The following is an 11716-nucleotide window of genomic DNA, read 5'->3' on the forward strand; positions in this document are numbered from 1 at the left end:
TCAAGGATTTCGCCATGGTCGAGCCGCTCTTGATCGCCCGGACCGGGAACAAGGACATCAACCTGCTGCCACGGCTCGCCAACCGGCACGGCCTGATCGCCGGCGCGACCGGGACCGGCAAGACGGTGACGCTGCAGAAAATGGCCGAATCCTTCGCGAGCATCGGCGTGCCGGTGTTCGTTGCCGACATCAAGGGCGACCTGTCCGGCATCGGGGCGCCCGGCGTCGCGAGCGACAAGCTGCTGCAGCGGCTCGCCGCGATCGGCATCACCGACTACATGCCGCGCGCCAACACCGTCGTGTTCTGGGACGTGTTCGGCGAGTCCGGCCACCCGGTGCGCGCGACGGTGTCCGACATGGGGCCGCTGCTGCTCGCGCGCCTGCTGAACCTCAACGACACGCAGTCCGGCGTGCTGCAACTGGTGTTCCGCATCGCCGACGACAACGGCCTGCTGCTGCTCGATCTCAAGGACCTGCGCGCGATGGTCCGCCACGTCGGCGACAACGCGAAAGCCTTCACGACCGAATACGGCAACGTCTCGGCGGCGTCGATCGGCGCGATCCAACGCGGCCTGCTGGCGCTTGAGGAGCAGGGCGGCGACCGGTTCTTCGGCGAGCCGATGCTCGATCTGGCCGATCTGATGCAGACCGACGCCGAGGGCCGCGGCGTCATCAACGTGCTCGCCGCCGACAAGCTGTACCACTCGCCGGCGCTGTATTCGACTTTCCTGCTGTGGATGCTCGCGGAGCTTTTCGAGCAGCTGCCCGAAGTCGGCGACCTCGACCGGCCGAAGCTGGTGTTCTTCTTCGACGAGGCGCACCTGCTGTTCGACGACGCGCCGAAGGCCCTCGTCGACAAGGTCGAGCAGGTCGTGCGGCTGATCCGCTCGAAAGGCGTCGGCGTGTATTTCGTCACCCAGAACCCGCTCGACGTGCCCGAGTCCGTGCTCGGCCAGCTCGGCAACCGCGTCCAGCACGCGTTGCGCGCTTTCACGCCGCGCGACCAGAAAGCCGTCAAGACCGCGGCCGAGACGATGCGCGCGAACCCGACGTTCGACGCCGCAACGGCCATCACTGAGCTGGGCGTCGGCGAAGCGCTGGTGTCCTTCCTCGATGAAAAAGGCCGTCCCGAAATCGTCGAACGCGCTTCGGTCATCGCGCCCGCGTCGCGGCTCGGCGCGCTGACGGCCGACGAGCGCAGCCAGGCGATCCGCGGCTCGGTGCTGTACGGCCATTACGAGAAGCTGCTCGACCGTGAATCCGCGTACGAAATGCTGCGGGCGCAGGCGGCTGCCGCGACCGCGGCGGATGCAGCGCAGGCTTCCGGGTCCGGCCCGGCGGAAGGTTCGGGGCCGGGCGGCCTGATGGGCGGAATGGGCGACATCCTGTTCGGCTCGACCGGCCCGCGCGGCGGCCAGCGCGACGGTCTCGTCGATATCGCGGCGAAGACCGTCGCGCGCACGATCGGCAGTTCGGTTGGGCGGCAGATCGTGCGCGGCCTGCTCGGCTCGCTGTTCGGCGGAAGCAGCCGCAAGCGCTGATATCCGCGTGCGCCAGTCCCGCAGCGGGCGGGTGGCGGGTCGGCGGGCACTGATGACGGGTGGCGCGGGTCCAATCGCCACCCATTGTCAGCTGGAGGTCCGCGATGACGCCACAATCCGTTGAATCATTGATTGCCGAGATCGAGGCCGAAGACCGGGTTGATCTGGGTGGCCTTGCCCTCGACGAGCATGAAGCGCGCAGCCTGATGGCGAACCACTTCTGCGAGCTCGACCGCAAGCTCGCCGAGCACGGCCTCAGTATCGAAGCGCGGCTGGAAGTGATGGCGGCGATCGCCGCGCACACCATGGTCGAGAACATGGCGCTGCACTTGGGTCGGCTGCGCAGCGCGGCGGGGCGCGAGGATTTTCATCGCTGGATGCGACGGCACGGCATCGGCTGAGCGGTCGCGGCTATTGCCAGCTCCACGCGTGATCGAGCGCGATCGCCGCCGCCCACAGCAGCAGTGCGAGGCCGAGCGGGGTCGATAGCCGCCGACCCCATGCGACGTTCTTCTCGATCGCCATGATCGCGGCGAGCGCGAGCATCCAGCCGATGCTTCCGGTGCCGACCGCGAACATCAGCAGCATCAGCGCCCAGCAGCAGCCGACGCAGAACACTCCGTGGTGCGCTCCGATCGCCAGCGACTGCACGACCGGGTTGCCGCCGCGCCAATGCTGGATCACGAACCCGACGGGCGCACGACAGCGTTCGAGGCAGCGGTATTTCAGCGTCGAGAACTGGAAGGCGCCGGCGACGGCGAGCGGTCCGGCGCCGAACACCCAAGGGTTCGCCTGCAGCCACGCGACGCGCTCGAGCAGCGCGTGCAGCCTGAGGTCGAACAGGTGCGCTGCGAGGCCGAAAGCGAGCCATACGGCGAGATAGCCGGCGACGACGAGGGCGACGAGCTGCCCCGCGTCGGTGCGCCGGGCGGTCATGCGGCGGAACGCGTCGAGCAGCGGCAGCGTCGTCGGGAGCATCATCGCCGTCGTCATCAGCAGCCAGCCGGTGACATATACCGACGACTGCAGCAGCACGGACGACCACGCCGCGTCGTGCACGAGACCGCCGAGTTCGGCGTGGTTCAGGTAGCGCCCATAAGGCGAGCGCTCCCACAGCCACAACGCGAGCCATGCCAGGATGATCAGCACGGCGAACGCGGCATTGAACGCGCCGCGGCGGGAGATCGGTTCCATCAGCGATGCTCCGCGGATCGGCCCCGTGCCGTCCGCCGGAGGTTGATTCGCATCGGGGACAGGCGGCACGCCGGCGGACTCAGCCTGCGAAGCGGAAGCTGCCCTGCGCCGAGTTGTGTCCCTGAAGATCGACGTTGATGCCGAGCGCATCAGCTTTGGCCCAGTACTTCGGCGCCCGCCCGACGTAGGTCGGCGAGCCGGGGATCGTTGAGAAGATCGTGTCGCTCAGCACCGTCGGCCGGTTGTCTGCGCCGCGCGCGACCTCGAGATCCGCTTCGACCTTGTCGCCGATGCGCAGCCGCCCCGAGCCTTCCGTGACGTCGAACTGGATTTTGACGCGTTCGACGGCGACGACCTCGCCGACCAGTTGCGCGAGGTCGGCAATCGGCCCGCCGAGCTTGCCGGTGAACACCGACAGCAAGGCCTCCTCCTGTGCCGGGCTCGCGTTTTCGTCGACGAACGCGAGGGCGCGCCAGTTGCCCTTCAGCACATTGCCGGGGATGTGCGCGAGCATGCCGAAAGTGAGACCGGAAACGTCGGTACCCGCGACGTCGCCCTTGTCGATATGCCAGGCTAGGGTGCCGTCGCAGGTTCCGCCATCCGGGTCGTCGCCGATCCAGCACGGGCAGACGGCCTTGCAGGTGCACACTTCGAGCATCCGCCCTTCGATCTGATATGCCATGACGATTCTCCTTGCTCGTGCATGCATCGCGATGTGGGCATGTGCAACGCTCTCGTCGATCAGAATGAGGGTCGGCGGGGGCAGGGGCCGCGCCCGTTGGGGGGTAAGAAGCGCTCTCCTCTCACCCAATCCCGTTATAGCCGCGGCCCTGACCCTGTCAATACGCGCTTCAGGCCAGCTTCAGCCGCTCGCAGATCGCCGTCGTCAGGCTCGCCTGGTTCATGCTGTAGAAGTGCAGGCCCGGCGCTCCGGCGGCGAGCAGGCGTTCGCACAGCTCGGTGACGACGTCGAGACCGAACGCGCGGATCGACTCCGCGTCGTCGCCGTAGGCTTCGAACTTCTTGCGCATCCAGCGCGGGATCTCGGCGCCGCACGCGTCGGAGAAGCGCGCGAGCTTCGAGAAGCTGCCGATCGGCATGATGCCGGGGACGATCGGGATGTCGAGGCCCATCGCGCGGACTTCACTGACGAAGTGGAGGTATGCGTCGAAGTTGTAGAAGTACTGCGTGATCGCCGAATCGGCGCCGGCCTCGGCCTTGCGCTTGAACGCGAGCAGGTCGTCGCGCGGACTTTTGGCCTGCGGGTGCCATTCGGGATAGGCCGCGACCTCGATGCGGAAGCGGTCGCCGGTCTCCGTGCGGATGAATTCCACCAGCTCGCTGGCGTAGCGGAACTCTCCCGCGTCGCCGACGCCAGACGGCAGGTCGCCGCGCAACGCGACGATGCGGCGGATGCCGGCGGCGGCGTAGTCGGCGAGGATCTCGCGGATGCCTTCGCGCGTCGAGCCGATGCACGACAGGTGCGGCGCGGCCTCGAAGCCGTCGGCGGCGATTTCCCTGACGGTCGCGAACGTGCGTTCGCGCGTCGAGCCGCCCGCGCCGTAGGTCACCGAAAAGAACGCCGGCTTGAGGCGCGCGAGTTTCGCGCGCGTCGCGGCGAGCTTGTCGACGCCGTCGGGCGTCTGCGGCGGGAAGAATTCGATCGAAAGTTCGGGTCTGTGCATGATGCGCCCCGATCAGTAGCGGTAGTGGGCCGACTTGTACGGCCCTTCGACCGGCACGCCGATGTAGGCCGCCTGGTCCGGGCGCAGCTCGGTGAGCTGCGCGTTGAGCTTCTGCAGCTGCAGCCGCGCGACTTTCTCGTCGAGGTGCTTCGGCAGCGTATAGACGCCCACCGGGTAGTCCGCGGTGCGCGTGAAGAGCTCGATCTGCGCGATCGTCTGGTTCGCGAACGAGGAGGACATCACGTAGCTCGGGTGGCCGGTCGCGCAGCCGAGGTTAACGAGGCGGCCCTTCGCGAGCAGGATGATCCGTTTTCCGTCCGGGAAGATGACGTGATCGACCTGCGGCTTGATCTCTTCCCACTCGTAACCTTCGATCGACGCGACGTCGATCTCGTTGTCGAAGTGGCCGATGTTGCAGACGATCGCCTGGTCCTTCATCCTCGCCATGTGGTCGTGCGTGATCACGTGGTAGTTGCCGGTGCAGGTGACGAAGATGTCGGCATGTTCGGCGGCGTAGTCCATCGTCACGACGCGGTAGCCTTCCATCGCCGCCTGCAGCGCGCAGATCGGGTCGATCTCGGTGACCCACACTTGGGCCGACAGCGCGCGCAGCGCCTGCGCCGAGCCCTTGCCGACGTCGCCGTAGCCGCACACCACCGCGACTTTGCCGGCGACCATCACGTCGGTCGCGCGCTTGATGCCGTCGACGAGCGACTCGCGGCAGCCGTACAGGTTGTCGAACTTCGACTTCGTCACCGAATCGTTGACGTTGATCGCCGGGAACCGCAGCTCGCCGCGCTCGTGCATCTGGTACAGGCGATGCACGCCGGTCGTCGTCTCCTCGGTGACGCCCCGGATCGCGGCAAGCCGCACCGAGTACCACGTCGGATCGCTCGCGAGCTTCGCGCGGATCGCGGCGAACAGCACGCGCTCCTCTTCCGAACCGGGCTTCGCGAGCACCGAAGCGTCCTTCTCGGCGCGGGCGCCCAAGTGCAGCAGCAGCGTCGCGTCACCGCCGTCGTCGAGGATCATGTTCGAGTAGCCGCCGTCCCGCCACTCGAAGATCCGGTGCGTGTAATCCCAGTAGTCGGCGAGCGACTCGCCCTTGACCGCGAACACCGGCACACCGGACGCGGCGATCGCGGCCGCGGCGTGGTCCTGCGTCGAGAAGATGTTGCACGACGCCCAGCGCACTTCGGCGCCGAGCGCAGTCAGCGTCTCGATCAGCACCGCGGTCTGGATCGTCATGTGCAGCGACCCGGTGATGCGTGCACCCTTGAGCGGCTGCACGACAGCGAACTCCTCGCGGATCGCCATCAGGCCGGGCATCTCGGTCTCGGCGATGCGGATTTCCTTGCGGCCCCAGCCGGCGAGCGCGAGGTCGGCGACGACGTAATCAGTGAAGTTTTCAGCCACAGAGTTCATGTGAGTTCCTTGAACGTGTGGCCGGGAAGGGGTGCTGCGGTGAGCTCACCTTGTCACCCCGTGCCCGGCACGGGTTAAGGTGAGCGCAGTTGCGGAAAATGAGCCGAGCCTGGGACGAAAGAAAGTCTCGCAGCGCTCCTCGGCAGGGCGGGATTATAACTGTCCGCGACGGCGCGTGGAGCACCGCTTCGATTTGCAGCCGCCGCTCTTTGGGCGGACCCGGAGCAGCGAGAACCGGAGATGCGACAGGCGTCCATCCGAAAGTGCGCAGATGTAAGAATGTACGTTCCGTTTGCAAAACCCGACGATCCAGTCCACAGTGCACCGCAGCGATCTTCAAGTAGCACCGTTGTTGTCCGGTTCAGTATCTGCTTTTCTGCGGTATCTCTCCCTCATCACCCTGCCGTCTTGAGCTTCGCCCTCACCCCAGGGCACGTCCCTTCATTTTTCAGGATATTCAAGACATGGCAACAGGTACCGTAAAGTGGTTTAACGACTCCAAAGGCTTCGGTTTCATCACCCCGGAAAGCGGTGGCGACGATCTTTTCGCGCACTTCTCCGCGATTCAGGGACAGGGTTTCAAGACCCTGGCGGAAGGCCAGCGCGTCAGCTTCGACGTCACCTCCGGCCCGAAAGGCCAGCAGGCGTCGAACATCCGTCCGGCTGACTGAGCATTCCCGGCGCGGCATGGCAGCAATGCCATGCCCTCGGCCCCGCGGGGCCGGGACCCCGGCATTCCTTCAAGAACGCCTCCCCGAGGGAAAAATCACGGCGCATGCCGGACTTTTCCCTTTCTGCTTTCCTTCTGGAGACATCGTCATCGCCAAGGAAGAACTGATCGAAATGAGCGGGATGGTAGTTGAAGTCCTGCCCGACTCCCGTTTCCGCGTCACCCTCGACAACGGCCACAACCTCGTCGCCTATTCCGCGGGCAAGATGCGCAAGCACCATATCCGCATTCTGTGCGGCGACAAGGTTTCCCTCGAACTCTCCCCCTACGATCTGAGCAAGGGGCGCATCACTTTCCGCCACATCGAAGGCCGCGGGCCTCTCGGTCCACAGCAGCGGCGCAGACGCTGATCGCGTCCGGCATTCAGGGCCTGGCCGCCTGAATGCGTCGGGGCGAGGGACTGCCGTCATCCCCCACTCCACGTCTTACCAGATAAAGAACATCGTCACCCACGGCGCGACCGCGCCTGCGGCTGCAGCGCAAAAAGCGAGCAGCGCAGCGACCCGGCGTGCGCCGGACGATGCCGCTCGCCGCACGTGCAGCGCACCGAGCACGAGGCTCGCGCCGGCCGCAGCGGCGAGCAGCAGTCCGCGCACCAGCGGCAGGCTCGCGAGCACGACTCCTTCGGCCGACAGCAGTGTGACGGTCAGCGCCGACAGGCCGAGGAACACGCCGACGCCGCCGAGCGGAATCAGCGCGTAGGCGAGCCGCCGATGCGCCGCCGCCTCGCCGATGAGCCACCCGGCGGCACGCAGCCATAGCGTGATCCAGCCGCCGATGACGAGCGCCGTCGTGCCGATGTAGCCGAGAATCATCAGGCCGTCGAGCCACGTGAACACGTCGTTTGCTTCGGGGTAATGCGTCAGCAGCCACCACGGGATGTCGCTGTCGAGCAGCGCGAAGGCGTCGCGCTCGACGAGCCATTCGGCGGCGGCGAGCTTGGCCTGCACGAACCACGGCGACGCCGACCACTGGAATGCGCCGATCGCGGTGCCGATGACGCCGAACACCAGCAAGCGCGCTTCCCAGACGTCGGTTTCCTCGCTGCGCAGGCTCGCGACTTCGGCGCCGGGCAGGCGGCCGACCAACTGCACCGCGTCGCGATGACCGCTGCAGCGCCCGCACATGTGGCACGCGGCGGCGCTTTCCATACGGCGGATGTCGACCAGCGGCGCGCAATTGACCGGGATCACCCGCTTTGCCGGATGCGCCTGCCACGCTTCGCGGTCGGTGCGGAAATGCACCGGCGCGAGCCGCGCGAGCAGGCCGAACACGCCGCCGACCGGGCACAGGTGGCGGCACCACACGCGCTTGCCGCGGCCATACACGAGGCCGACCGCAGCGGCTGCGACGGTCGAGCCGCCGAGCACGAGCAGCACGGCTTTGGGGTATTCATACACGCTGACGAGCTGTCCATACACCGTCGTCGCGAGGAACGCGACGAACGGCCAGCCGCCCCACTTGATCCAGTGCGGCACGGGACGGCCGAGGCCGACGCGCGACACCTGCTCGGCGACGAAGCCTTCCGGGCACAGCACGCCGCACCACACGCGCCCCATCAGCATCATCGACACCAGCACGAATGGCCACCAGATGCCCCAGAACACGAACTGCGCGAACAGCGTGAGGTTGTCCCACAGGTGCGCGCCGGACTCTGGCAACGGCAGGAAAGCCGGCGTGACGACGAGGAAAACGTAGGCGACGAGCACTGCCCACTGGACCCCGACGATCCAGCTGCGGTGACGGCGCATCAGGTCGCCGAGGCGGGCGAGCCGCGGCGGGCGCATTGCGGGCAGCCTGCAGCTCGTCATGGTCAGGTTCTCCGCGGCGGGCGGCCGAACCATGCGAACAGCGCCCAGTAGCCGAACCACGCGATCAGCACGGTCAGCGACGGTTGCGCGCGGTAGCCGGCGAATGCCGCGGCGATGCCGCCGGCGGTGCTGCCGTCGGCGAGCAGCGCGGAGCTGTCCCACACCGGCTCGAGCAGCGGCGGCAGCCATTCCATGTTGATCAGCCGTTCGACACCCGAGACAAGCAGCGCAGCGGCAAGCAGGCACAGCACGATCTCGGTCGCGCGGAAGAACACCCGGCTCGGCAGCCAGTGCGAGCCGCGCTGGATCAGCCACGCCGTCGCCAGCGCCAGCACGAAGCCGAGGCCGGCGCCGGCGAGCATGCGGTTCAGCGCCTCGCCGGACTGCTCGACGCCGAGGCCGTACAGGAACAGCACGGTTTCGGCCCCTTCGCGGCCGACCGCGATCGCCGCGAGCAGCGCGACCGACACCCCGCCCGCGGCGTCGGCGGCTTTCGTCAGTCCCGCTTCGAGCTCGCGCTTCAGGTGCCGGCCGTGCGCGCGCATCCACAACACCATGTGCGTGATCAGGCCGGCGGCGACGATGACGATGGCGGCCTGGAACGCCTCCAGCGCGTCGCCGGCGAGCTGGCTCTGCAGCCCGAGCATCGCCAGCGCGAGCACGCCGGCGAGCAGCAGCCCGCCGGCCACGCCCGCCCACAGGTGATGGACGCCGATGCGGCCGTCGCCGCGGGCGTGAATCCACGCGTAGAGGATGCTGATCACCAGGATCGCTTCGACGCTCTCGCGCCACACGATGAAGAGTGAATTACCCATGATGTTTCCTGAGCGTCCGGTTACTGGGCGACAAACCGGCCTTTTGCCGTGTCGGGGTGGAACTCGCCGAAGAACGGGTAGGTGCCGGGCTTCAGCGGCGGAAAGATGGTGCTGCGCGTCACGCCCGGCGCGACGACGAGTTCCTTGAACGGGCTCGTCGTCTCGAACTCCTCGGGGCCGGCGTTGCGGTTCGTGAGCTGCAAGCGAAAGCGGGTGTTGGCCGGCACCGTTATCGTGTCGGGCGTGAAGCGGCCGTTTTCGGCCACGACTTCGAACGTCGGCAATTCGGCTTGCACGGCGCTCGACGCCGTCAGGGCCAGGATGCCCAGTACACGGGCGAGCAGGCGCGGAACAATCACGATCGGGAATTCCTGTGCTGAAAATGACGAAAACCCCGCGCGGCGGGGAGCCGGGCGGGGCAGGAGGGGCGTGCAGGTCTAGAACGCATACAGCCCGCGCAGGCCGACGACGGTGATCGCTTTCGCGTCCGGGTCGGCGGCGGCACGACGCACGTATTGCAGGTCCGGCGTCAGCGACAGCTGGTCGTTCAGGTGCCAGCGGTAATACAGCTCGGCAACCTGCTCGGCGCCGCGCGCGGCGAAGCCGAAATCGTCGAGCAGCGGGGCGGCGTCGCGGAACTCGTCGCTCGCGCGCAGCCAGCCCCACGCGAGCCCGACGCTGTCGGCGCCGCGTCCCCAGGCGTTGCCGGCGATCTCGGTGCCGATCGTCACGGCGCGGTCGAACGCGGCCTTGCCGCTGCTCGACTGACCGTAGCGCGCGAACAGCGTCACGTCCTCATGCACGCGCTGGTCGACGCTCGCGCCCCAGCCGGTGGCGCTGCGAGTCGTCGCATCGAAGCCTTCGTACTGGCCGTTGCGCCACGCATACAGGCGGTACGTGCCGTCGAAGCCGTGGCTCTTGCGCCCGTACTCCAGCTGGCCGATGACGAACGGCTTGTCGAAGCTGCGGCCGAAGCGCGCGCCTTCGCCGGCGCCGAACGCCGCGATCGACGCCTGCCACCAGTCGGGCGCGCCGCTTTCATTGCGGTACGCGAGGCGCAGGCCGGGCGTGAAGCCGTAGCTGTCGGCGCCGACCGCGCCGCCCGAGTCGAGCATCGGGTTATGCACGAAGACGTTGTTGAGGAACTTCTCGGCTTCGTTGTCGGCGATCGCGTTCTGGTCGAAGAACACGAACGGGTCCATCTTGCCCACCGTCAGCTGCAGGCTGTGCGGCGAATTCGCGCCGCGATCGCCGAGCGGCGTCGTCAGCTGGTACCAGGCCTGCGCGACGATCGCGTAGGTTTCCTCCGAGCCGCCACCGGCCTGGAACGCGAGGCTGTTGAACGCGCCGGTGAAAGTCGGCTTCAGTCCGGTGAAGCTGTCGCCCTGGCCCATCCGCAACTGCGTGTAGAACTCGCCCTGGCCCTGACCGATGTCGCCGGCCGGCAGCGTGATGCCGAGGTCGCCGCGCCATGACAGTTGCGATTCGTGCCTGCCGTCTTCGCGCGCGTCGCCGTCGATCCGCTGCGCGACGGTGGCGACGCTGCCTTCGATGGCGATGCCATCGAGGGCTTCCGCCTGGCGCGATGGCGCGCCCATCGCGTTGGTCCGTTCCTCGATCGCCTTGAGCCGGATCGCGAGCTCGGGTTCACGCTCGCTGAGGCGGTCGCTGCCGAGGCTCGCGGCGAGATCCTGGTTCGCCTGTTCCAGCGCTTCGACGCGCTGCGCGAGGGCCGGAGCGGGTTTGGCTGTCGCCGCGAGCCGGGCTTCGAGTTCGCTGTTGCGCTGTTCGAGTTTCTCGATCCGTTCGGCGAGGCGCTTGAGTTCGGCAAGCACCTTGTCCTGGCCGGGCGCGGCGTGGCCCGCACCGGTTGCGCCCAGCACCGCGAGCGCGATGGCGGTCCGGGCAAATCGGGTCAGCGCCATTTCAGTAGCCGCCCTTCTTGCCGACGCCGACGTAGGTGAACTCGTTCTCGACCTCGAACTCCTTGAACCACGGCCGCACCCCGGTTGCACGGTCGGTGTGGCGGCCGAAGTGACTGCCGTGGTGGGCGGCGCCCGGCGGCAGGATCGTGTATTTGACCTTGTACTTGCCCGGGCCTGCGAGCTTGATGTTGTCGCCGTAATGCGGGCCGTCGCTCGCCACCATCGGCATGAACTCGCCCGACTGCTTCCAGTCGCTGCCGACCTTCGCGATCTCGAACTTGACCGTCAGGTACGGAATCCAGCTGCCTTCCTCGAAGCCGTTCGGGTTGCTTGCCAGCGCGCGGATGTCGGCCTCGATGTGGATGTCGGACTCCGAGGCTTTCTTCATCATGCCTTCCGGCTCCATCTCGACGGGCTGGAGATAGACGGCCGCGATTTCCATGCCGTTGCGGTGTTGCGGCGCGCCGATGGGATATTCCAGGGCGTGGGCGGCGAACGACAGGCTGACCAGCGCGGCGACGGCGAGGGGGCGAAGCGGGAAACGGTACATCGGGAATCCTTTCGAAAATTGCAGTGGGCAGGGTGCGGCG

The 11716-nt window shown here is 67.4% G+C and carries 13 protein-coding genes and 1 riboswitch; of the genes, 4 read left to right on the forward strand and 9 right to left on the reverse strand.

The features are described 5' to 3' along the window. Positions 1-14: 14 nt before the first annotated feature. A complete protein-coding gene (locus pbN1_RS12240) occupies positions 15-1541 on the forward strand; it encodes a helicase HerA-like domain-containing protein (RefSeq protein ID WP_169202542.1) in 1527 nt (508 codons plus the stop codon). 104 nt (positions 1542-1645) lie between these two features. After that, positions 1646-1942, forward strand: a complete 297-nt coding sequence (locus tag pbN1_RS12245) for a hypothetical protein (protein ID WP_169202543.1) — start codon at positions 1646-1648, stop codon at positions 1940-1942. Positions 1943-1952: 10 nt separating this feature from the next. On the opposite strand, the gene pbN1_RS12250 is transcribed toward pbN1_RS12245, so the two are convergent. The 4 genes from pbN1_RS12250 to ahcY form a co-directional block, all read right to left on the reverse strand. Next, positions 1953-2735 carry a DUF2182 domain-containing protein gene (locus pbN1_RS12250; RefSeq protein ID WP_169202544.1) on the reverse strand — a complete coding sequence of 261 codons (783 nt, stop codon included), beginning with the start codon at positions 2733-2735 and terminating at the stop codon, positions 1953-1955. Positions 2736-2814: 79 nt separating this feature from the next. Then, positions 2815-3417: a DUF1326 domain-containing protein gene (locus tag pbN1_RS12255; RefSeq protein WP_169202545.1), complete on the reverse strand. Its 603-nt coding sequence runs from the start codon at positions 3415-3417 to the stop codon at positions 2815-2817. Between the two features lie 169 nt (positions 3418-3586). Then, positions 3587-4420 carry a methylenetetrahydrofolate reductase [NAD(P)H] gene (gene metF / locus pbN1_RS12260; RefSeq protein ID WP_169202546.1) on the reverse strand — a complete coding sequence of 278 codons (834 nt, stop codon included), beginning with the start codon at positions 4418-4420 and terminating at the stop codon, positions 3587-3589. 12 nt (positions 4421-4432) lie between these two features. Continuing rightward, positions 4433-5845 (reverse strand): adenosylhomocysteinase, encoded by a 1413-nt coding sequence (gene ahcY / locus pbN1_RS12265; protein ID WP_169202547.1) that lies wholly within the window; start codon positions 5843-5845, stop codon positions 4433-4435. A 74-nt stretch (positions 5846-5919) separates the two neighbouring features. Beyond that, a riboswitch (S-adenosyl-L-homocysteine riboswitch) is annotated at positions 5920-5992 on the reverse strand. Between the two features lie 317 nt (positions 5993-6309). On the opposite strand from ahcY, the gene pbN1_RS12270 reads away from it, so the two are divergent. Together pbN1_RS12270 and infA are read left to right on the forward strand one after the other, a co-directional pair. Further along, a complete protein-coding gene (locus pbN1_RS12270; RefSeq protein WP_041645847.1) occupies positions 6310-6516 on the forward strand; it encodes a cold-shock protein in 207 nt (68 codons plus the stop codon). 148 nt (positions 6517-6664) lie between these two features. Further along, positions 6665-6925, forward strand: coding sequence for a translation initiation factor IF-1 (gene infA, locus pbN1_RS12275; RefSeq protein WP_053421334.1), 261 nt, complete (start codon positions 6665-6667; stop codon positions 6923-6925). A gap of 75 nt (positions 6926-7000) precedes the next feature. Here the strand turns inward: infA and pbN1_RS12280 are convergent, their stop codons facing one another. The 5 genes from pbN1_RS12280 to pbN1_RS12300 all read right to left on the reverse strand — a co-directional run bounded on the left by pbN1_RS12280 (position 7001) and on the right by pbN1_RS12300 (position 11676). Next, entirely contained in the window at positions 7001-8386 is a 1386-nt protein-coding gene (locus pbN1_RS12280; RefSeq protein WP_169202548.1) for a 4Fe-4S binding protein, read from the reverse strand. A 2-nt stretch (positions 8387-8388) separates the two neighbouring features. Beyond that, positions 8389-9201: an FTR1 family iron permease gene (locus pbN1_RS12285; protein ID WP_169202549.1), complete on the reverse strand. Its 813-nt coding sequence runs from the start codon at positions 9199-9201 to the stop codon at positions 8389-8391. 20 nt (positions 9202-9221) lie between these two features. Continuing rightward, positions 9222-9560: a cupredoxin domain-containing protein gene (locus pbN1_RS12290; protein WP_169199668.1), complete on the reverse strand. Its 339-nt coding sequence runs from the start codon at positions 9558-9560 to the stop codon at positions 9222-9224. 78 nt (positions 9561-9638) lie between these two features. Then, complete coding sequence (locus tag pbN1_RS12295; RefSeq protein ID WP_169202550.1) at positions 9639-11126, reverse strand: carbohydrate porin; 1488 nt, start codon at positions 11124-11126, stop codon at positions 9639-9641. 1 nt (position 11127) lies between these two features. Continuing rightward, the gene (locus pbN1_RS12300; RefSeq protein WP_169202551.1) at positions 11128-11676 is read right to left on the reverse strand and encodes an iron transporter; all 549 of its coding nucleotides are present in this window, start codon (positions 11674-11676) and stop codon (positions 11128-11130) included. Between the last annotated feature and the right edge of the window lie 40 nt (positions 11677-11716).

This window comes from Aromatoleum bremense (assembly GCF_017894365.1).
Classification (GTDB): Bacteria; Pseudomonadota; Gammaproteobacteria; order Burkholderiales; family Rhodocyclaceae; genus Aromatoleum; species Aromatoleum bremense.